The sequence below is a fragment of the Butyrivibrio hungatei genome, from assembly GCF_900101605.1.
Lineage (GTDB): Bacteria > Bacillota > Clostridia > Lachnospirales > Lachnospiraceae > Butyrivibrio > Butyrivibrio hungatei_B.
Window position 1 is genome coordinate 1 of sequence record NZ_FMUR01000024.1, and the last position, 19,866, is coordinate 19,866.

The window sequence follows — 19,866 nt, forward strand, 5'->3', positions numbered from 1 at the left end:
AATTCACGTTTAAGACGGGCTATTTCCTTGGCTTCGTCAGATGAGTAGTTACCTGATCCTCTGGTAGGGATATCACCATCATTATCTTTGAACTGGGTTTCCCACCTTGCTAAGGTACTGGTACCTATTCCGAGATTCTTAGCACATTCAACCTGTGTGAGATCAGGATGTTCCTTGCGATAGTTGACAGCATCCAACTTGAACTGCTTTGTGTGTTGTTTGTTTTTTCTTGGCATAATGAGTTCCTCCTCTTGTATTATATGCTATTTAAAGGATTAACTCATTTTAAAATGTACTAATTAGATGCTAACACTACTGTAAAAGATTATAATGACTGGGGACAAAGCAGTTCTATACAAAAAGATTATGAAAAACAGATGACATTCCCGATAAATGGGGTATCTTTTACCAAAGACTTTGTTTTTGAATGTATCATCAAAGCCGGAAACGAGTTGAATGAAACATACCTTCTTCCTAAATCTGTAGATGAATTAAAAATGTAAGTAGGTCTTGCTCGTAAGCGGCTTAGCATGTTACGGGATTTGCTACAATTAGCGGAAAGAATCTGCAGACATTCGCTTGAAAAAGTGTAACGAGTATGCAGACATTCGCTTGCAAAAGTGTAATGAACCTGCAAATATTCGCTTGCAAAAGTGTAACGAGTATGCAGACATTCGCTTGCAAAAGTGTAACGAGTCTATAGATATTCCCTTGTAAAAGTGTAATTGAATTGTAAATGTGCTGTTGTATCTTGCTACAGAGTGGATAAATGCAGCATAATAAAATTATTAAATGGAGCAGCAGTTGTTAGAAAAGTTTGTGGGATTATTATGACATTGAAACAAGTATTGGACGCATTGGATAGTTGCGGCTTGGAGTATAGTTGTTCTGAAGAATACGAATCTGAAACAGAATATGTTAAAGCTCTTTTGCGAAGGATATGTGAATCTGAGGGGGACAAACCACATACATGGTTCGGGAGCATACCTTATGACAATTTTTATGATGCGTTTGAGAGTTTAAAAAACGTAGCAAAAGACGATGTTTCTTTTGAATAATAAATAGTAAAAGAGTTAATTATGGGTGATTTGAGTTTTTATTATGATAGATGGCATTATTCTATTGCACATGTTCCGCCTGCTTCGAGCGGGAAGATTGTTTTGTATTCAATGGCTTGTATTGGTCCGCTTCAATGCGATGAGTATGGGATTGATGAGGATGGCAGGCCGTATTATCGATATGAATGGATTGAGAATGATTTATACGAAGATGATAATATGACACGAAGCATCTCTGAGGATAGTTTGATCAAAGTAATTGAGAATGCGGGTTCATACTTTCGGAAAGGACAATTTCCTGAAGCAATGGCCGCGGCATCTGCTTGTGAAGAGATTGTAGCCTGGCTAAAAGAGAAGTATCGCAAGTAATAGATCTTGCCGATATAGTCAAATAAAACAGATAAGTGAGGAATATAGCATGGTGGGGAACTATCCTGTAGTAACCTTGTGTGGCAGCACACGTTTTAAGGATGAATTTATGGAAGCACAGAAGAGGCTTACTTTAGAGGGGAACATTGTTATTAGTGTTGGCCTTTTTGGGCATTCGGGAGACCGGGAAGTCTGGGAAAATATGGATGAGGGAACACTCACAAAGACTAAGAAGATGCTTGACGATATGCATAAGCATAAGATAGATATGGCTGACAGTATTTTTGTGATCAATGTTGGCGGCTATATCGGGGATAGCACCAGATCGGAAATTGAATATGCCAAAGCTCATGGGAAAATAATTGAGTATTTAGAGAAAACGTGATAAAGGAATTTTTAAGGATAAATCGAGCATATAACTTCGGAATATATAGAGGTGAATAACTGTGGGATTATTTGATAAATTCAAGAAAAAATCGGAGCCGCTTAAGACGCATAATCTAGGCGGCTGTATTATAACAAAGTCTTTGTATGATGGTTCGTCTAAATTAAAATGGATGTTTAGAGAAAAAGGTATAAATTTGGTAGATAACGGATGAATGTTACGAAATATTAAATATAAAGAAATAAAAATACATAACACAAAAAGCACTATATGGACATTACCGTGTTTACAGATATGGTTGAAGAGATAGGAAGTATATCTGCTTATTAGGCGCCGAATGTGTGTTTGAAGGATTTATATTTATGGGAAGAATAGAGTGATGGATGACAGAGTGAACGCTCCGTATGAATCAGAAGTTTTAAAACGCAGGCAGGAAAAGAAGTTTGAATATCAAAAGCTTTTTTTATATATAATGTTTTTTTTCCTTATTATTTTCATGTCTGTACAGATGATGAATGATTCCAAATATGATGTCATTAGTTTTGGTGATGCGCATTTCCGTTTGCCAAAAAGAATTACAGGAAGCCTGGAAAGAATTGAAGGAAAAGAGTATGTTTTTCTCAAGTCTGATGATTATATGATTTTGGGAGTGGGTCCTGATTGCGAAGGCATAGATTCTGACATTTTGGAATGTTTTGATATTTCTTTTGAAAAAATAAAAGAAGTTAATTCAATCAAGTATGCGTATGAGTTGATCAAACTTGCCGAAAGTGGTAACGGAGTGGTTGTTGATTGCGGAAAAACCGATAAGCCAAGTTTTGATGCATATTTTTTACAATACAGATCTGATAATATTGAAAAAATCATATATGCTTTTACGGCAGATAACAAAAGTGTTGTTGAAATAATCGTGGCTCCCAGAGGGGATATTTCGAAAAAAGAGATAAAAGATATGTATGGTTCATTGAGATATAGTTACTACTAAAGTAAGTGAAATGGATGGTAAAAAGATATGAGTAAGAAGGTGGTTTTGGCCTTTTTAGTAGTGAGTCATACGAAAAGCCATTACATGGACGTGATGGTGGTAAGTAAGAAGGGAAAACGCAGATGAATCAAAAGCAAAAAAATCCATATCGGGCGTTGTTAGCGATTCCGATTACAATTGTATTGAATTTTATATTGTTTTGGCTGGCGGTATGGATAGATACGAAAGTGATTCCGGATCCGGAAGCGCTGGGGCATCCGGTGCCTGTATTTACGGGATTCTGCATCTTGGGATTGCCGGTCATTGATCTGGTCATAGCGATGGTTGCGATACTTATAACCATTATTCGTGTTACCAAGATAAACCTGAAAAGTGATTGATCGTATTATATAGCAAGAAAGATAGCTGTATAAGGCATATATTGATCTAAAGTCAGCGAGACACCACACTGATGAAAACACGATGCAAACTTACATTGCCAAATGAAAGGGGGCTAACTTATGAGTATTACAGTAAATATACGGTACAGAGGAAAAAATGGTGCTGCGAAGAGATTTGCAGAAGAAATGATATCCGGCGGTACGGTGGCGGATATCCGAAATGAGGCCGGAAATCTGAAGTATGAGTATTTTCAGTCACTGGATGATCCGGAAACCATACTGCTTATCGACAGCTGGGAGGATCAGAAGGCTATCGATATTCATCATGCCTCACCTATGATGAAAACAATTACTGAGCTTAGACAAAAGTATGACCTTCATATGACAGTGGAAAGATATAAGTCTGACGACACTATGCCTGAATCAGATAAAAGTTTTATCAGAAAATAGAGAGGTCGGGACAGAGTATGGGTGAAAAAATTGTACAGACAGCGGGAAGAAGCCGGCTTGGTGAATTTGCACCGATGTTTAACGTGACTTTTGAGCCGAGATGCAGAAACAACTGGCATATACATCATGCCAAAAGTTCATCTGCCATTACTTCAATGCGGATACCGTGAGTGTCAATCTCGTTGGAAACTTTTTTGAGCCAATCCTTCATTTCGGGTACGGTATCATGCCCGGTTATGATAACAAGTATAGCCTTGCATTTTCGATTGGTAGCCTCTGTATATACAGACTCACTATTTTTCAAACGCTTGCATGCATGCTCTAAGGCATACTTGTTCTTATAATCAAGCCACCACTTAATCTCAAAAATGAAGTCAATGGAATTCGCTTTCGAAATCGCCAAGCCGTCAAAGCGATTTCCGTTTATCTTCTTTTCCTGCTTTATAATGTATTCTTTGTCGGGAAGCAGTTTGTAAATGCCGCTTTCATAAAAATCTTTTTCAACTTCTTGGTAATTGGAATGGGTATTATTAGGCATAAATATATCGGATTGCAAGCATTCTTCCGGCATTTTAAAAGAAGCACACTCCATGCGTTTTTCCGACATTTTATCAGAGTCACTTTTCAAATGGTGTTCCGTTTTCTCGGCAACATCGGATGAACTGAAGCTTTCAGCTTGTTCTTTTTCCTCTTTTAGCTCTTTGGCCTTCACGTTCTTGTCATCTTCGTTATATGACTGAAGCTTCTGGAGTACTTCTTGCGTAGTCAGTGCAAGCTGTTTATCCAATTCTTTTTGATTGTTCTTCCAGCCGTGTATTCCCAGTAGCAGCAAGAATATGCCAATGAGCATAACAAATATAGCCACGAAGATCCCGGCTTTTTGGATTATAAATAGCAAATACTCTTTGAAATCGATACAATGTTGCGAATACGCTGAAAGATTCTCGTATTCTTCCTGAGAAATCAATTGAACTTCCCCTTGCAAAAGAAAATAGAAACCCACAATGGGAGTAATAACAAGGGCTGCGCCCGCTGAAACAAAAAACTTATGCAAACTGTCATATGCCAAATTATTCATTCTGTGCCTCACCAAGCTGTTTTTTATACATGTAATCATATACATTTCATTTTAAATTGTAAATATACAAAACATGTTATAATTCTATAGCGAAAGGCTTGAATCAGAGGCTTTCACAGAATAATTTGTTGTTGGAGAAAGATATGTTTTTTAAAAGAATACTTCCGATTGCTTTATGTTTTTTGATGCTTGGAAATTATTCGGAAGGTAGTTGTGCCTTTGCAGAAGATGGGGAAACGGCGGAGGCTGAGGCTTCCGGAGATAGAGAAGCTGAAAAAAACTACGAACTTTTTTTGAAAAATGAACAAAAGGTGCATATAGACGCTTTGAGCATTTTAGGGGATGCATCGTGTCTGAAAAAAGTAGACGGTAAGGAATATCTAAAGAAAAAAGATTTGTAAATCAAATAACAACACTTATTAGATTGATACCGCGGGACGCCAGTTTTTTGATAGAGACAATGATGGGAATTTGTGGAAGATAAGGCAGATTATGAGGAGCTGCTTGATGATTTTAGGAAAATGCAGTTTGCTTAATAGTTCCATCATACTATGATGATGATGATGAATCGGCAAACATACAGTGATGTATGGGCGCAAAGTCGTAAATCTTTATAGAAAGATGGTTTGACTGCAAAATAGTGAGGAAATCTACTGTGTTGCAGTCTTTTTATTAGTGTGATAGAAAGAGAAAAATGGATAAAAAAGATTTTTATGTGTTTGAGATAAAATCCAAAATGATGTGGAAAATAATTGGAACGTTTATTGTACTTGCATTGTTGCCCTTTTGGTTGATATTTCTTTATTTAACAATTGGAGCTATGCAGGAGAAGTGGTGGTATGGGATATTTTTCGGATCATGGTTTTGGTGGTTTTTTTGCATTGATATTAGGATGGCCGATTTATCATATAGCAGAATAAAAGTTGATAAAAGAAATAGAACGATTGAAATAAGAAGATTATTCAGACTGAAGAAAGTTATTTTGGTAGATAAGATAAAAAGATGGAGACGAGTAAGAGTAAATAATCGTAGTGGGTATCCAAATGAAAATATATATTTGTATTATGGAAATTCCAAGTTTTTAATAAGTGAAGTATATATTAAAGATTACGTGCGCTTTAGTAGTTTCATGCAGCAGTATGCCGGGAATAAGTGCGTTTCGAGAACTTATTTTCAAAACATACTGGATGATATGGGCTATTTTTTGACGATAAATTGAAATGTACTTGCCGATGTGGAAGCGGACATGAATAAAAAGTAATATAAAAATAGGAGCATGCGGCATCTGACAATAGATGGCCATTTTGAAAAATGAATGTTTTGAAAGAACTTACTGAAAATGCAGTAGGGAAAGTGTTAATAAAAGATGCTTTATGCGAAGTTGAATATAACTTTAAATGGAATGCTCCGGCAGATCCTGGGGAAATAGAAAAATTCGAAAAAGAAACCGGATGTAAGATTCCGTACTATTACAAAGAATTCCTTCAAATGAATGGCAATACTTGAAGTGTAATTTCAACACTTTTTTCGCTAATTTGGTCACATGTAACGGCGCTATGTTTTGGAGATGGTAAAGAAAAAGAGGATTGTTTCAAAAAAACTGAAGCGAGGACATGACCGCAAATCGCTCCTGATATGGTCAGCTACTTGGGAGGCAAATAATCAAAAGATATTATCGGAAAGATGGTTGATTGCAAAGTGGCGGGGAAATTCGCTGTGTTGCGGTGCTTTTAATTATAGAGCATATGAGGATGGATGGTGACAAAAGAACCGTCCCTTTGACTTATTATTCTTTGCGGAGTATTTGGATTTGCCATTGGCAAAATAAAATAAGAATATTCATATATAAAACGCTGATATAAATTGCCGAGCATGATATAATATTATCATGATGAAACACTTGAAGGGGCGTAAATATGGGATATATAAATGTTGGTGCTGCGGCAAAAAAGTGGAATATCTCTGAGAGAAGTGTAAGGAATTATTGCCGGAATGGAAGAGTTCCCGGTGCTACACAGGATGGATTGGTATGGTTAATTCCGGATAATGCTGAAAAACCTGCTAGAAAACAGCGCAGTGGTAAGATTCCAACTGATGTAATTTCTCGATTGAAGATGGAAAAAGAAGCCGGCATTAATGGCGGATTGTATCATAAGATTCAAATAGATCTGACATACAATTCAAATCACATTGAGGGTAGTAGACTTACTCATGACCAAACCCGATATATCTTTGAAACTAATACCATAGGTGTAGAGGATGATGCCATTAATGTTGATGACATTGTTGAAACTGTAAACCACTTTAGATGTATAGATTTAGTAATAGATCAGGCGAATTATAAGCTTAGCGAAGCTTTCATTAAGCAGCTTCATTTTGTTCTAAAAACAGGAACTTCCGATAGCAGGAAAGCTTGGTTTAATGTAGGTGACTATAAAAGACTTGAAAATGAAGTTGGGGGAATGCCTACTACACTTCCTGCGAAAGTAGCAGGGGAAATTAAAGCACTCCTTAAGGACTATAATTCGATAAATAAAAAGACACTTGATGATATAATCGATTTTCATTACAAGTTTGAAAAAATTCATCCGTTCCAAGATGGAAATGGACGTGTGGGTAGACTTATTATGTTTAAGGAATGCCTAAGAAACGGCATCACTCCTTTTATTGTTTATGATGACTTGAAGGGATTCTATTATAGAGGACTGAAAGAATGGAAGCATGAAAAAGGCTATTTAAGGGATACTATTTTGACCTGCCAAGATAGATTTAAAGTGCATCTTGATTATTTTGGAATCCGGTATAATGATTGATGCCGAGAAATGGCAATGAAACAACATTGAAAAGAGAGCTTGATGTAAGAGTACGGAAATAGGAGATTGTTAGAAGAGGAAATGCTATGAGCTATCAGAGAAGGTTGATAAATTATACAGTTGCATGTGTTAATGAGTTTGCTGAAGCTTTTAATTTGAATGTTAAAGAAGCATATAGATATCTTCGAGATTTCAAAGGAATAGAGTTCCTGAAGGATTTCTATGAGGAAGAGCATCTTTTATCATTTGATAATGTGGTTGAAGATTTACAAGCTCTTTGCCGGAGAAATGGAGGAACTATATGATTCTTTATCATGGTAGTAATGTTGATATTCCATACACCTGCAGCTATTTCATTATTGAGGAAAATTAGTCATGAATGAGAAAAAGCAACTAATAGAGTATGCTATTCAGGATATTGTTGAAATGATCTCGAAAGATCAGAACGTAGAATATGACGAGGCTATGAACTTCTTTTATGAATCAGAGGTTTTTGATAAGCTTCAAGATGTAGAAACAGGGCTTTATCGTGAAAGCTCTGCTTATATTTATGATTTATATAAAGATGAGTTGAACTTCGGGCATATCGTTCAAGCTGAAATATAATAATCGCCTATTACATAGAGCAGTTATCTCAAAAACGAGGTAGCTGCTTTTTATTGCTCCCTAACTGATTTAATATTATAGTTAGGGAGCAAAAGCTTGATAGCTATTTGTGCTTTTTGAATTATTAAGTCATATTTTCAAAGAATTTATCAAGATCCATTGCGCCATATGGGATACGGACAATTTCAACGCGCTCATTGGTTTCATCTACAATGTATAGAACAACGTAATTGTCAACGTTCAATCGGCGCATACCAAGGCTTGCCCAAGGTTCATAAGGAACAGAAGGATTTCTTTTGGGAAATTTATCAAGCTTCTTTATTGCTTCGCGAATTCGGTTCACTTGACATTCTGCATTATCTCTAGATCCTAGGTTATATGCGATGTGCATGAATATATTGCGAAGATCGTCCTTGGCTTCGTCAGAGTAGCTAACATAGTAATTGCTCATATACCAAATTCCTCGGCGAGCATACGATCAACATCTTCGACAGAATGAGTGCGACCATTTTTGATGGAATCTATACCTTTTTGTAGTTCTGCATCAAACTCTGACTTTGTTATGCCTTGAGCAGAAAAGTGGTTTACTTCCGGAAGTTTTGACTGGAAAGGCATTCCTTTAACAAGCACAATCTGGCTGTAAAGCATTTTTATAGCTTCAGAAGGAGAAATTCCCAGCTGAGCAAGAATTCCTTCAGCGTTTTCTTTGAGCCCTGTATCAATACGAGCATAAACTGGGGCTGTATTTGCCATAAAATCACGCTCCTTTCATTTCATTTCTTTGTTAATTATAGTATAGTGCATAATGCAAGTAGTTGCAAGCAAATGCAAGCGCTAATGAGCTTTGTTTCGTGTCCACTTTTATTGACTAGTACAAAAATGTGAAAAAAACCGCAAAAGTCCCTCATAAAATGTGTGAGAATATCAAAAAGTGCCTCATAAAATGTGAAAGGTGAGTTGAAACTGACTCATATTTTGTGATAACATTTTCTTGGAGGTAGGAATATGTACTACAGAAGAAAGATTGATGATTATTTAAACAGTTGGAAAGCGGATCCGGCTCATAAGCCTCTTATAGTAAAAGGAGCAAGGCAGATTGGAAAGACAGAATCCATCATGCATTTTGCTAATGATAATTATGAGAATGTTATATATATAAATTTCGTGCTTGAGAAAAAATACATGCAGATACTGGCAGATGGTTATGATGTTGAGAGTGTCATTAAGAACATTTCTTTGGTTAACCCATCTTTTAAGTTTGTTCCGGGCAAAACCATAATTCTTTTTGATGAAATACAAGAGAATCCTGATGTTGCTACAACACTTAAGGCTTTTAAGATAGATGGAAAATATGATGTTATCTGCAGCGGTTCAATGTTAGGAATCAATTATAAAAAGATTCATAGTAATAGTGTTGGTGCTAAGACCGACTATGAAATGTATTCGATGGACTTTGAAGAATTTCTATGGGCAAAAGGATACAGTCAGGAGCAGATTGATTCCATTTTGCATCATATGCTGGAAAATAAGCCGTTTAATGAAAATGAATTATCTATTTTCAAACGTTTATTCCTAGATTATTGTGTACTCGGTGGTATGCCGGATGTTGTAAAGCTTTATATTGAAACAGGAACATTCTCAGGAACGCTTGATGTACAGGAACAGATCAGGCTGGATTATGAGGAAGATGTGCGAAAGTATGCAGAGGGCCTTGATCAGACAAAAATCATAAGCGTATATAGAAGTGTTCCTGCACAACTTGCAAAAGAAAATAAAAAGTTTCAGTTCAATAAGATTGAGAAAAACGCCAGATCAAGAGAATATACCGGTTGTATAGAATGGCTTATTGATGCCGGTGTTATAACAGAGTGTAATTGTCTACAGTTTCCTGAACTTCCGCTAAAAGGCAACATTGAAGAAAGCAAATATAAGTTATATTATCCGGATACCGGATTGTTGGTATCTGCATTAGATGAAGAAGCGCAGGAGGATCTTAGAGTTAACAAAAACCTTGGCGTGTATAAAGGTGCTCTTTACGAAAACTTTGTAGCAGAAGCTTTTGTGAAGCAGGGATTAGGCCTTTATTACTATAAGAAAGATAATTCTACGTTAGAGGAAGATTTTTTTGTAAGAACTCAAAACGATCTTATTCCTGTAGAGGTTAAGTCCAATAATGATAAGTCAAGATCATTGTCTTCGATGATTAAAAATGAGAATTACAGTGATATTTCATATGGGATAAAACTTGGAGATTTTAATGTCGGACATGCAAACGACATATATACTTTCCCATATTTCTGCGCATTCAAGATGAAGGAATATCTAAAGAAAAAAGATTTGTAAATCAAATAACAACACTTATATAGATTGATACCGCGGGACGCCAGTTTTTTGATAGAGACGATGGAAGAGGATAGTGAGTAATGGTAAAAAATATTGTTAGAGATCCGATGTTCTTGCAACAGAAGTCAGAGCCTGCAACAGAGGCGGACAAGCAGGTGATTCACGATCTCCTTGATACGCTGAGAGCAAATCAGGACAGATGCGTTGGCATGGCGGCAAACATGATCGGCGTAAAGAAAAGAATTATCGTAGTAGCTATGGGACCGTTTCATTTTGCTATGGTCAATCCGGTTATTACTAAGAAGAGCGGTGAATATCAGACAGAAGAGAGTTGTCTGTCTCTTGAGGGAGTAAGACCCTGCACCAGATATAAAGAGATTGAGGTTGATTACCTCGACCAAGATTTTAAACCTCAGCATGGAAAGTACAAGGATTTTACTGCGCAGATTATTCAGCATGAGATAGACCATTTTGAAGGGGTGCTGATATGAGAAAGTGTCGTACGATATCAGACTTGGAAAAATGTAAATCAATCTATAGGCAATATAACTATAAATTTACTGCCATTGCCAGGTTCACACTTCACTGTTATAGTGCCGTAGTGATCCTGGACGATGGCTTTTGTTATTCTTGGGTGGCAAAGTAGTTATTGGTTGGCAACCATATCACAAAAATATTTATGAATATGTAGAGAGTCATTAAGCTCAGGATGAAATGCAGTTACTAGTTGATTTCCTTGTCTTGCGGCAACTATGTGACCATCAACTGTAGCAAGTGGTCTTGCTTTTTCTGAAACAGCTTTGATGTAAGGAGCTCTGATAAATGTCATAGGAACAGTACCAATTCTCTCAAAATCAGCCTCAGTGTAAAAGCTTCCAAGCTGTCTGCCATAGGCATTTCTTTCAGCTACGATATCCATAGTCTGTAAGTAACTGCGGTCATCATTATTTATTTTATCTGCTAAAAGTAGCAATCCTGCGCAGGTGCCAAATACAGGTAGTCCGTTTTCAATCATTTTCTTTAATGGCTCAAAAAGTCCTAGTTCCTTAAGGAGCTTTCCCTGCACGGTACTTTCTCCGCCGGGAATAATTAAGCCATCAAAATCTTTTTCCAAATCTTTTTGTTGTCGGATTTCTATAGTGGACACACCAAGCTTTGAAAGTATTTTTTCGTGTTCTATAAAGGCTCCCTGTAGAGCAAGTACAGCGATGTTCATCTTATTTACCCCTTTCAGCCATAAGCAAATCAATTTCCTGTTCGTTAATTCCCACCATTGCTTCACCTAAATCTTCTGATAGTTCTGCAAGCATTTTTGCATCTGTAAAATTGGTGACTGCTTTAACAATTGCGGCTGCTCGTTTTGCAGGATCTCTTGATTTGAAAATACCAGAGCCTACAAAGACTCCTTCGGCACCAAGCTGCATCATAAGTGCTGCATCTGCAGGAGTAGCTACGCCACCGGCTGCAAAATTTACAACAGGAAGTTTGCCATTTTCATGAACGTATTGAACAAGCTCGTAAGGGACTGCCAATTCTTTTGCAGTATTGAAAAGCTCATCCTTTGACATTGAACTGATACGTCTGATTTCAGATTGCATTAAGCGCATATGCCTGACAGCTTGAACGATGTCACCTGTTCCTGGTTCACCTTTTGTGCGAATCATTGATGCACCTTCATTTATTCTGCGAAGGGCCTCACCTAAATCCTTGGCACCGCATACGAATGGTACATCAAATTTTGTTTTATCAATGTGATATTTATCGTCGGCAGGAGACAAAACTTCTGATTCATCGATGTAATCCATTTCAATAGCCTGAAGAATTTGGGCTTCTGCGAAATGTCCGATACGGCATTTTGCCATTACAGGAATTGAAACTGCATCCTGAATACCTTTTATCATTTTAGGATCACTCATACGGGAAACGCCACCGGCTGCGCGAATATCAGCAGGGATTCTTTCTAGTGCCATTACAGCGCAGGCACCAGCAGCTTCGGCAATTTTGGCCTGTTCCGGAGTAGTTACATCCATGATGACTCCACCCTTTAACATCTGTGCGAGATTCTTGTTTAATTCATAACGATTATTCAACATTTTATTGTTCCTCCTTGATTGATGAGGAAATTATAGAATATAATTGCATATATTAAATACCCAGTATGGAGAAAAAATATATATGCAAAATTCAAATAAAGCCTCAAACGATAAAAAAATGCCCCAATACATACGTATTTACGATAGATTAAAAAAGAATATAATTTCTGGAGATTATCCATACGGAACCAGGCTCCCATCCAGAAAAACAATGGCAGATGAAATGCATGTTAGTGTAATAACCATAAAGCATGCCTATGAGCTGCTATGCGATGAGGGGTATCTTGAACCCAAGGAGAGAAGCGGATACTATGTGATTTTTCGAAAGGAGGATGGTTTTGTATCCACAGCAAAAATCTTAAGCCATGAAAGCCATACTTATCAGAGAACTACCTATGCATTTCCTTTTTCAGTATTAACGAAAACTATGAGAAAAGTAGTGAATGATTATGGCGAGGCCATACTGGAAAGGCCAGCAAATAAAGGGTGCGAAGAAACCAGAGAAGCTATAAGAAAATATCTGGCTAGAAATAGAAATATACATGTGGATATAAGCCAGATAATCATAGGCTCTGGTGCAGAATATTTATACAACCTCATCGTCGGATTGTTTGGCAAGGACACAGTTTTTGCGCTGGAGTCCCCATCCTATAAAAAAATAGAGCAGGTCTATAGAATGTCTGGGGTTACCTGCCAGATGCTGCCACTTGAAGAAAATGGTATAGCAAGCTCGGCACTGCTAACCACTACAGCATCGGTATTACATATTTCTCCTTACAGAAGTTTTCCATCAGGGGTAACTGCGTCCGCATCTAAAAAATATGAATATATCAGGTGGGCCGCACAAGGTGAGCGCTACATAATTGAGGATGATTTTGAATCAGAATTTTCTATATCAAGCAAGCCTGAGGAAACTATGTTTGCTATTTCTGACAGAGACAATGTCATATACATGAATTCATTTTCCCAAACCATTTCTCCTTCACTTCGTGCTGCCTATATGGTGTTGCCAAAGCAATTGACGGAGGTATTTGATGAAAGGCTTGGATTTTATTCCTGCACAGTTCCTACATACGAGCAGCTTGTGATAGCTCAGCTCATCAATAGTGGTGACTTTGAAAGACATATTAATCGAGTCAGAAGGAGCAAGAGGAAGGCATAAAAAGTGCCAATTTACTGCCTGCCGGAGGTTATAATCTACTAAAATTTGAAAAATGTCTATAATGGGCAATAATTAATAATTGTGGCGCAATAATTGAAAATTATTGGCATTTTAAATAAGTTATAATATTGTCACTTGAATGGGGAAGGGTAATAATACTCAAAATTTTACAGGGGGACAGTAAAATGAAACGAAAAATGTTAAAGAGCTTTTGCGGGAAGCTCTTGGCACTTGCATGCACATTTTCCATGCTACTTTCAGTGCCAACATTGGACGCTTAGGCGGCCAATGAAACACTTCTTAATACCTATGGAAGTGCCTAAGGGTATTCAGGAACATGCATCAATCTTTATCAGTTAAGGGATGCGGGACAGTTAGCTGCATTAAAGCAGCACTAACAAAGGTACGAAACTAATAACTGAAATGTAATTGAAAAATCGAAAATACTCTGTTACAGATATAGCAACAGAGCATTTTTTTGCATATAATTATTTTATTAAGATTCATGGAGAATGCGACAACTATGGATATTGTTTAGATTATTTGTTTTCGGTTTTGTCGTAGAATCAACAGTTTTATATGTTTTTTATGTTTAGACTATTTCATTTCATATATGCAAGGAGTCAGGAATGTTTACGATAAAAGATGTTGATTTTCATAGTGATGATTATGGGGTAGAACCCTATCTTAATAACTGGCCTATGCTTTACATTTTGGAAAATGGTCAAAAGGCATATGTCGGTCAGACCAATTCTATCAATAAGCGGATGAGCCAGCACAAAGACTCGCCGTCTAAACAGATTTTCACCAAAGCACATTTCATATACTATGACAAGTTCAATCAGTCTGCTACGTTTGATTATGAGTCGAGGCTCATTAGTTTGATGAACGCAGATGAGCGGTTCGTAATCACAAATCACAACGCAGGATTATCGGGGATTGATTATTATGATAAGCCGTCCTATGACAAAGACTTTGTGGAATTGTGGCAAGCACTTCAAAAGAAAAAGCTTGTAAAGCGTACTATTGAGGAACTTGAGCAATCAGACTTGTTCAAATATTCTCCATACAAAACTCTTAATGAAGAGCAAAGATCTGTAGTTACAGAGATTGTTGATAATCTAAGGAAAAGTTTGAATAGGAGTTTTGTAGTAAACGGAACACCGGGTAGCGGAAAGACGATTCTTGCAGTATATCTTTTTAAACTTATTAGAGAATCTAAGTACTTTGAAGGACTTAAGATTGGATTTGTTGTTCCGCCATCATCTCTTAGAAAAACCATGAAGATGGTATTTAAAGGACTTAATAATTGTACTGCAAAAGATGTGCTTGGACCTAATGATGTTGCTAAGGAAAAGTATGACATCCTTATAGTGGATGAGGCGCATAGACTTAAGCAGAGGAAGAACTTGTCAAGCTATAAAACCTATGATGATGCGTGTAAGAAGATTGGGCTTCCAAATACTTCAACCCAAGCAGAGTGGATGCTTAAACAATCGCAATGTGCCATTTTCTTTTTTGACAGAGATCAGATAGTTTTTCCGGCAGGCTTAGATGTGGCGGAGATAGTACAGAACAATAATTCATACGCTAGGATGAAAGCCTATTATGATCTTGTTTCCCAGATGCGATGTCAAGGCGGAGTGGGCTATTTAAGCGACATTTCAGCGCTTTTAAAAGGACAATTGGATCATAAGGTTAGAGATGATAATTATGAATTAAGGCTGTTAGATGATTTTGCCACATTTGACTCCTTATACAAATTCAAGGATGAAAATGAAGGGCTGACCCGAATGATTGCCGGTTATGCATGGGACTGGAAGAGCAAGGGCGATAAAACCGGTAAGGTTATGGACTTTGTCATTGAAAATCATGATCTCAGGTGGAATTCTGTGCTTGAAAACTGGGTTCATAATGATGACTCTGAAAAAGAAGTTGGATGCATTCACTCCATTCAGGGATATGACCTTAACTATACAAAAATTGAAGTGGAAGTCAGAAAATATCTGTTTTCAAAAGGATATCGCTTCAGAAAGAATGATAAAAGATATCCCGGTAAGCCGGATATTGTTCTACCAAAGTATCATGTGGTTATATTTGTTCATGGCTGCTTTTGGCATCGGCATGAAGGCTGTAAAGATGCGACAACACCAAAAACGAGAACGGAATTTTGGCTTGAGAAGTTTGATAAAATGTCAAAAACGACCAGATAAAACAGGAAAAGCTGAAAGAAATGGGCTGGAGAGTTATTGTGATTTGGGAGTGTGAGTTAAAGAGAGATTTTAAGGGAATTATGGATTGGATGGAACAAGAATTAAAAAATTGAAAAGTAGAAAAATGCGACTGTGTATGTAGTATAGAGCTTAAATTAATAATGACAACTGGGAGGTATGTATTCAAACTATGCAACTGACATATGTAGAAATTCAAAACTATAGAAACTTGGGGAATCTTGAACTATCGATTAATAGTGACATTAATTTTATTGTTGGAGAAAATAATATTGGAAAATCTAATTTTCAGAAATGCTTATCTAATATTTTCCTTTGTAAGCAGTTTTCTAAGGAAGATTTCTTTGATGAGACATTGCCAATCAAGGTGAAGTTTCGCTTGTTTTTAACTTACGAGGAAATTGGGTTGTTTGATGATTTAACAGATCCAGATGAGGAATCAAGTATAGAAATTATTGCTGAGCAATCAACTCCAGATGACTACATTCAGTATGTTCATTCTCAAACAGGAGAGGCAATTAAAAATTCTTTGATTAAACGGATAAATGTTATTACATATGATTCTTTGCGCAATCCTAAAAACGAGATAGATTTCTCGAAAACAAAGGGAGCTGGTGCTTTTTTAAACTATTTGGTTTCAAACTATGTATGCAAGAATCCTGAGGTTGGTTTTTATAAAAGAACAGAATTAAAAAAGGTTAAGAAAAGTGTGTCAGATGCACTTAGTGGAATCAGCGCATTTGATAGATTTAATATTCAACCGAGTGTTGAGGAGAATAATGTGGAGCTACTATCCAAGATTGTCTCTTTGAAAGATGGTAATGGTGTAAATGTACAATCTGATGGATATGGCGTGCAATATAACCTGCTTATAATATTAGCATTGCTCGAAAAGATAATGGATTTTTGCAAATCGAAGAGTGATGATGAAACATCATTTTCTTCGCTCATAATCCTTGATGAGCCAGAAATTCATTTACATCCATATTTACAGAGGACATTGATTGCAGACATTCAACGCCTTTCTAAAGGACAGGATGAAAAGTTTAATGCATTATTAAGGGAACAATTCGGAATAACTGAGATAAAGGCACAGATTATAATAACGACGCATTCACCAAATATTTTGTTTGATGACTATCATAAGATCATACGCATGTATAAACATGATGGAAAGACAACGGCGGTTTCATGCTCTAATTTGAGGCTTTCAGAAAGTGAAGAAAAGCAGCTGTATGCACAGTTCATGTACATAAAAGAGGCTGTTTTTTCAAAAGCAGCGATAATTGTTGAAGGGGAATCTGAGTATTCTTCTTTTGGGGTATTTGCCGAAAAAATGGGAGTAGATTTTGACAGGGAAGGAATAGCTTTAATAAAAGCAGGTGGAGCTGAATCAGTTAAACCGATAATGGCAATGCTTGATAAGCTAGGTATTTCTTCTGTAGGGGTAATTGATAAAGATAAAAAGATTGAGAAGAACCTTCCGACTCAGGAAAATCTGTTTTATACAACAACAATGTGCTTTGACAGTGAAATCGTTAAATATCTGCTTAAAGGCAGAAAAAGGGCTGTTTTGGAAAAAATAATAACGGATACGAATCTAAATGGATTAACCAATAAGTTTCAGAAGAAAAATCTTCAGAAAAAGGCAGACAAATTTAAATTCAAGGGTCTTGTTATAGATAGAGATATTGCGATAAATGAATGTACGGAATACACAAAAATGTATGAATTGTTATGTGTGACATTCTTTGCAAATGAGAAGGGAATATTGTTTGGCAGAACAATAGCTGAGAATATTGATAAGACTGATATTCCACCATGCTATAAAAGAGCAGTTAAGAAGGTGAGCGAGTATGCTAGAGCAAATTAAAAATAAGATTTCAGAGGTACATGGGAGTGACGAAAAGCAGCTTGATATTATTTTTTCTGATGCAGACAGAATAATTGTTGAAGCTCCTGCTGGATGTGGAAAAACTACAACGCTTGTCAGCAAAATAGCATATATGATTGCTACTAGATCATTTGCTCAAAACAAAAAGGTTTTAGCGCTTACCTTTAGTGTAAATGCAGCTTACAAAATGAAAAAGGATCTGGCTGATAAACTTCCTGAGATGGGATTATCAGATATTCGTGAACCTGCAGACTTAAACCGAAGAATGTTTATTTCTAATTATCATGGTTTGTGCAGACGAATTTTATCGTTATACGGTTATCTGATAAATCCTGCTTTAAAGGAAATAAATATGTTTAAGGCAATTGGCGAAACGGATGCTAAATTTGATGAATTTTTGGATAGAGAGGAGATTGATTTATCTGAAGCTCAAGTGGATGTAGTAAAAAGATTTGGCCAAGCTGTTTCTGAATGTGATGAAGAAGCGTTGAAAAACAGTCTAAATCAGTATAATGAAATATTGATTTCGAAGTTTATTGAGAAAAAAAGCATAACATATAATGGTTATATTTCATTAACAATGCACTTACTTGAAAAGAACAAAGAGTTATTGAATTTTTATCAAAAACTCTTTCCAGTTGTTGTCATAGATGAGTTCCAGGATACCAATTATTTAAGCTGGTGTTTTGTTAAAAGTTTCATAAACGATGATACAAAATTATTTTTTGTAGGCGATCCGCTTCAAAGAATATATGGCTTTATTGGGGCCGTTCCTAAGTTGATGAATGTGGCAGCTGATGAGTTGGATATGGTGCAGATGAGGTTGGAGAAGAATTATAGGTTTAAAGATAATTTGAGCATGCTGAGTTTAGACAGAAATATTAGATCTAATGCTTTGAATTGTAAGTCTCCAGTAATTTGTAGTGATGCAATTGTAAATCTTCATATATCAGATTCGCACGAAAAAGAATGTGAATGGATAGCAGATAATGTAGCCAGTTTATTAAAAAATGACAGTAAACAGAAAACGTCTATATTAGTGCAACAACGCGGAGTAGGCATAGACATGATAATGAAGGAATTTGACCAACGTGACATATCGTATTTCTATGCATTGTTTACAGATGATGATGAAATTTATGTGGCGTATCATTTTAATGCACTTGAAGTTTTTCGAAAACAAATTGATAGAAGTCGTTACCATAGAGTGTCAAAGAGTGTGTTAAACAGAACCTTATCAGAGATAGGTTTCTTATATAAGGGTAGTTCATCTAAAGTGGTTGCGTCATTGATAGATTTGACACAGGCTTTTTTTGAAAAAATTATAGGAGAGTATGCGTTTTTAAGCGATGATGAAAAATATACATTTATTTGTGATACTTTTGAAAACCGCGCATTAAAGCAGAATATGGACGCAATTGACGCTAGAGTATTTGTGTCTACTGTTCATGGAGCAAAGGGGCTTGAGTGGGAAAATGTAATTATTCCGGATATGGAACCTTATTGTTTTCCTAACTACTATTCGCTGTGCGGAAATTGTGATTTTAGTACCGGAAGATTTTCTTCAGGAAATTATTGCAGAATCAATATTCATAACCACGATATAGATGAGTTTCTGGAGGAACTGAGCGTTTTTTACGTTGCGGTTACAAGAGCTCGAAAGAATTTATTCTTTTCTGCTTCAAAGAGCAGATACAATAATGAGGGTGAAAGAAAAAGCTCAAAAATTAGTTGTTTATTGACACTTCCGGGGATAAAACCGCGTTTGGTTTAAATCTTTATTCAGCAATAAGGCCAGAAGCTCAGATAAACAGCGGATGTATTAAGAAAGAAAAGAACATAGATTGGCAGAAAAGAGATTCGGCTAAAGCAAAAACTTGTATGCTGATAAAAAGTTATTGAAGTAACATAGGTATCCGTAGAAGATACGGATGATGCAGTTAAGACAGTAATGTGTCATTGAGAGCTTTGTACAGATAACAATGACATGATGGAAGAAAGCGTATCAAATAAAGCATC

Annotated in this window: 24 protein-coding genes, 2 pseudogenes and 1 riboswitch; of the genes and pseudogenes, 20 read left to right on the forward strand and 6 right to left on the reverse strand. The window is 36.5% G+C overall.

All coding sequences use genetic code 11. The annotated features are described in order from the left end of the window. Positions 1-236: transposase (locus BLP87_RS14940; protein ID WP_074463391.1), on the reverse strand; the 236-nt coding region annotated here is incomplete at its 3' end. A gap of 489 nt (positions 237-725) precedes the next feature. Between BLP87_RS14940 and BLP87_RS14945 the strand changes: the two genes are divergently transcribed. The 7 genes and pseudogenes from BLP87_RS14945 to BLP87_RS16620 all read left to right on the forward strand — a co-directional run. After that, positions 726-1,058, forward strand: a complete 333-nt coding sequence (locus BLP87_RS14945) for a hypothetical protein (protein WP_143002162.1) — start codon at positions 726-728, stop codon at positions 1,056-1,058. 21 nt (positions 1,059-1,079) lie between these two features. After that, on the forward strand, positions 1,080-1,427 hold the full coding sequence (locus BLP87_RS14950) for a hypothetical protein (RefSeq protein WP_074463393.1): 348 nt from the start codon (positions 1,080-1,082) through the stop codon (positions 1,425-1,427). A gap of 49 nt (positions 1,428-1,476) precedes the next feature. Then, entirely contained in the window at positions 1,477-1,812 is a 336-nt protein-coding gene (locus tag BLP87_RS14955; RefSeq protein ID WP_074463394.1) for a hypothetical protein, read from the forward strand. 379 nt (positions 1,813-2,191) lie between these two features. Next, positions 2,192-2,797, forward strand: coding sequence for a hypothetical protein (locus BLP87_RS14960; protein WP_074463395.1), 606 nt, complete (start codon positions 2,192-2,194; stop codon positions 2,795-2,797). A 122-nt stretch (positions 2,798-2,919) separates the two neighbouring features. After that, positions 2,920-3,177: a hypothetical protein gene (locus BLP87_RS14965; RefSeq protein ID WP_074463396.1), complete on the forward strand. Its 258-nt coding sequence runs from the start codon at positions 2,920-2,922 to the stop codon at positions 3,175-3,177. A 120-nt stretch (positions 3,178-3,297) separates the two neighbouring features. Then, entirely contained in the window at positions 3,298-3,627 is a 330-nt protein-coding gene (locus tag BLP87_RS14970; protein WP_074463397.1) for a putative quinol monooxygenase, read from the forward strand. Between the two features lie 41 nt (positions 3,628-3,668). After that, positions 3,669-3,764: pseudogene (locus BLP87_RS16620) on the forward strand (gamma-carboxymuconolactone decarboxylase); the annotation flags it as partial. Here BLP87_RS16620 and BLP87_RS14980 read toward each other — a convergent pair. Beyond that, entirely contained in the window at positions 3,752-4,705 is a 954-nt protein-coding gene (locus tag BLP87_RS14980; protein WP_074463398.1) for a hypothetical protein, read from the reverse strand. The pseudogene BLP87_RS16620 and the gene BLP87_RS14980 overlap by 13 nt on opposite strands. A 143-nt stretch (positions 4,706-4,848) precedes the next feature. Between BLP87_RS14980 and BLP87_RS14985 the strand changes: the two genes are divergently transcribed. The 6 genes from BLP87_RS14985 (at position 4,849) to BLP87_RS15010 (ending at position 8,124) form a co-directional block, all read left to right on the forward strand. Further along, entirely contained in the window at positions 4,849-5,106 is a 258-nt protein-coding gene (locus tag BLP87_RS14985; protein ID WP_074463399.1) for a hypothetical protein, read from the forward strand. 159 nt (positions 5,107-5,265) lie between these two features. Further along, a riboswitch (cyclic di-GMP riboswitch) is annotated at positions 5,266-5,343 on the forward strand. Between the two features lie 56 nt (positions 5,344-5,399). After that, positions 5,400-5,924: a hypothetical protein gene (locus BLP87_RS14990; protein WP_074463400.1), complete on the forward strand. Its 525-nt coding sequence runs from the start codon at positions 5,400-5,402 to the stop codon at positions 5,922-5,924. Positions 5,925-6,016: 92 nt separating this feature from the next. After that, entirely contained in the window at positions 6,017-6,211 is a 195-nt protein-coding gene (locus BLP87_RS14995) for an SMI1/KNR4 family protein (protein WP_074463401.1), read from the forward strand. 410 nt (positions 6,212-6,621) lie between these two features. Beyond that, positions 6,622-7,518 carry a Fic family protein gene (locus BLP87_RS15000; RefSeq protein ID WP_074463402.1) on the forward strand — a complete coding sequence of 299 codons (897 nt, stop codon included), beginning with the start codon at positions 6,622-6,624 and terminating at the stop codon, positions 7,516-7,518. An 86-nt stretch (positions 7,519-7,604) separates the two neighbouring features. Beyond that, entirely contained in the window at positions 7,605-7,823 is a 219-nt protein-coding gene (locus BLP87_RS15005) for a DUF3791 domain-containing protein (protein WP_026490284.1), read from the forward strand. A 70-nt stretch (positions 7,824-7,893) separates the two neighbouring features. Then, on the forward strand, positions 7,894-8,124 hold the full coding sequence (locus BLP87_RS15010) for a hypothetical protein (RefSeq protein WP_026490285.1): 231 nt from the start codon (positions 7,894-7,896) through the stop codon (positions 8,122-8,124). A 124-nt stretch (positions 8,125-8,248) separates the two neighbouring features. Here BLP87_RS15010 and BLP87_RS15015 read toward each other — a convergent pair whose 3' ends face one another. Next, positions 8,249-8,575 (reverse strand): type II toxin-antitoxin system RelE/ParE family toxin, encoded by a 327-nt coding sequence (locus BLP87_RS15015; protein WP_074463403.1) that lies wholly within the window; start codon positions 8,573-8,575, stop codon positions 8,249-8,251. Beyond that, positions 8,572-8,877, reverse strand: coding sequence for a type II toxin-antitoxin system RelB/DinJ family antitoxin (locus tag BLP87_RS15020; RefSeq protein ID WP_026654566.1), 306 nt, complete (start codon positions 8,875-8,877; stop codon positions 8,572-8,574). Before BLP87_RS15020 ends, BLP87_RS15015 begins: the two co-directional genes overlap by 4 nt. Positions 8,878-9,129: 252 nt before the next feature. Between BLP87_RS15020 and BLP87_RS15025 the strand changes: the two genes are divergently transcribed. Beyond that, positions 9,130-10,467 (forward strand): ATP-binding protein, encoded by a 1,338-nt coding sequence (locus BLP87_RS15025; RefSeq protein ID WP_074463404.1) that lies wholly within the window; start codon positions 9,130-9,132, stop codon positions 10,465-10,467. An 80-nt stretch (positions 10,468-10,547) separates the two neighbouring features. Next, entirely contained in the window at positions 10,548-10,958 is a 411-nt protein-coding gene (locus BLP87_RS15030) for a peptide deformylase (protein ID WP_026654568.1), read from the forward strand. Between the two features lie 155 nt (positions 10,959-11,113). Here the strand turns inward: BLP87_RS15030 and pdxT are convergent, their stop codons facing one another. Together pdxT and pdxS are read right to left on the reverse strand one after the other, a co-directional pair. Then, a complete protein-coding gene (gene pdxT / locus BLP87_RS15035) occupies positions 11,114-11,683 on the reverse strand; it encodes a pyridoxal 5'-phosphate synthase glutaminase subunit PdxT (RefSeq protein WP_026514803.1) in 570 nt (189 codons plus the stop codon). A 1-nt stretch (position 11,684) separates the two neighbouring features. Next, a complete protein-coding gene (pdxS, locus tag BLP87_RS15040) occupies positions 11,685-12,560 on the reverse strand; it encodes a pyridoxal 5'-phosphate synthase lyase subunit PdxS (RefSeq protein ID WP_074463405.1) in 876 nt (291 codons plus the stop codon). 82 nt (positions 12,561-12,642) lie between these two features. Between pdxS and BLP87_RS15045 the strand changes: the two genes are divergently transcribed. The 5 genes and pseudogenes from BLP87_RS15045 to BLP87_RS16625 all read left to right on the forward strand — a co-directional run. Then, entirely contained in the window at positions 12,643-13,722 is a 1,080-nt protein-coding gene (locus BLP87_RS15045) for a MocR-like pyridoxine biosynthesis transcription factor PdxR (protein WP_207648727.1), read from the forward strand. A gap of 629 nt (positions 13,723-14,351) precedes the next feature. After that, the gene (locus BLP87_RS15055) at positions 14,352-15,935 is read left to right on the forward strand and encodes a DNA/RNA helicase domain-containing protein (protein WP_176756670.1); all 1,584 of its coding nucleotides are present in this window, start codon (positions 14,352-14,354) and stop codon (positions 15,933-15,935) included. Positions 15,936-16,125: 190 nt separating this feature from the next. After that, positions 16,126-17,826: an ATP-dependent nuclease gene (locus BLP87_RS15060; RefSeq protein ID WP_074463406.1), complete on the forward strand. Its 1,701-nt coding sequence runs from the start codon at positions 16,126-16,128 to the stop codon at positions 17,824-17,826. Next, positions 17,810-19,621, forward strand: coding sequence for a UvrD-helicase domain-containing protein (locus tag BLP87_RS15065; RefSeq protein WP_074463407.1), 1,812 nt, complete (start codon positions 17,810-17,812; stop codon positions 19,619-19,621). Before BLP87_RS15060 ends, BLP87_RS15065 begins: the two co-directional genes overlap by 17 nt. 47 nt (positions 19,622-19,668) lie before the next feature. Next, positions 19,669-19,807, forward strand: a pseudogene (locus BLP87_RS16625) (type I restriction enzyme endonuclease domain-containing protein); the annotation flags it as partial. Between the last annotated feature and the right edge of the window lie 59 nt (positions 19,808-19,866).

Excerpts from the sequence above, each read along its gene's own strand:
- BLP87_RS15065 (WP_074463407.1), top strand. The coding sequence starts at position 17,810 with ATGCTAGAGCAAATTAAAAATAAGATTTCAGAGGTACATGGGAGTGAC.
- BLP87_RS14960 (WP_074463395.1), top strand. The coding sequence starts at position 2,192 with ATGGATGACAGAGTGAACGCTCCGTATGAATCAGAAGTTTTAAAACGC.
- BLP87_RS14980 (WP_074463398.1), bottom strand. The coding sequence starts at position 4,705 with ATGAATAATTTGGCATATGACAGTTTGCATAAGTTTTTTGTTTCAGCG.
- BLP87_RS15045 (WP_207648727.1), top strand. The coding sequence starts at position 12,643 with ATGCAAAATTCAAATAAAGCCTCAAACGATAAAAAAATGCCCCAATAC.
- pdxT (WP_026514803.1), bottom strand. The coding sequence starts at position 11,683 with ATGAACATCGCTGTACTTGCTCTACAGGGAGCCTTTATAGAACACGAA.
- BLP87_RS15015 (WP_074463403.1), bottom strand. The coding sequence starts at position 8,575 with ATGAGCAATTACTATGTTAGCTACTCTGACGAAGCCAAGGACGATCTT.
- BLP87_RS14985 (WP_074463399.1), top strand. The coding sequence starts at position 4,849 with ATGTTTTTTAAAAGAATACTTCCGATTGCTTTATGTTTTTTGATGCTT.
- BLP87_RS15000 (WP_074463402.1), top strand. The coding sequence starts at position 6,622 with ATGGGATATATAAATGTTGGTGCTGCGGCAAAAAAGTGGAATATCTCT.
- BLP87_RS15010 (WP_026490285.1), top strand. The coding sequence starts at position 7,894 with ATGAATGAGAAAAAGCAACTAATAGAGTATGCTATTCAGGATATTGTT.
- BLP87_RS15060 (WP_074463406.1), top strand. The coding sequence starts at position 16,126 with ATGCAACTGACATATGTAGAAATTCAAAACTATAGAAACTTGGGGAAT.
- BLP87_RS15030 (WP_026654568.1), top strand. The coding sequence starts at position 10,548 with ATGGTAAAAAATATTGTTAGAGATCCGATGTTCTTGCAACAGAAGTCA.
- BLP87_RS14950 (WP_074463393.1), top strand. The coding sequence starts at position 1,080 with ATGGGTGATTTGAGTTTTTATTATGATAGATGGCATTATTCTATTGCA.
- pdxS (WP_074463405.1), bottom strand. The coding sequence starts at position 12,560 with ATGTTGAATAATCGTTATGAATTAAACAAGAATCTCGCACAGATGTTA.
- BLP87_RS14990 (WP_074463400.1), top strand. The coding sequence starts at position 5,400 with ATGGATAAAAAAGATTTTTATGTGTTTGAGATAAAATCCAAAATGATG.
- BLP87_RS15020 (WP_026654566.1), bottom strand. The coding sequence starts at position 8,877 with ATGGCAAATACAGCCCCAGTTTATGCTCGTATTGATACAGGGCTCAAA.
- BLP87_RS15025 (WP_074463404.1), top strand. The coding sequence starts at position 9,130 with ATGTACTACAGAAGAAAGATTGATGATTATTTAAACAGTTGGAAAGCG.
- BLP87_RS14965 (WP_074463396.1), top strand. The coding sequence starts at position 2,920 with ATGAATCAAAAGCAAAAAAATCCATATCGGGCGTTGTTAGCGATTCCG.
- BLP87_RS14995 (WP_074463401.1), top strand. The coding sequence starts at position 6,017 with ATGAATGTTTTGAAAGAACTTACTGAAAATGCAGTAGGGAAAGTGTTA.
- BLP87_RS15055 (WP_176756670.1), top strand. The coding sequence starts at position 14,352 with ATGTTTACGATAAAAGATGTTGATTTTCATAGTGATGATTATGGGGTA.
- BLP87_RS14970 (WP_074463397.1), top strand. The coding sequence starts at position 3,298 with ATGAGTATTACAGTAAATATACGGTACAGAGGAAAAAATGGTGCTGCG.
- BLP87_RS14955 (WP_074463394.1), top strand. The coding sequence starts at position 1,477 with ATGGTGGGGAACTATCCTGTAGTAACCTTGTGTGGCAGCACACGTTTT.
- BLP87_RS15005 (WP_026490284.1), top strand. The coding sequence starts at position 7,605 with ATGAGCTATCAGAGAAGGTTGATAAATTATACAGTTGCATGTGTTAAT.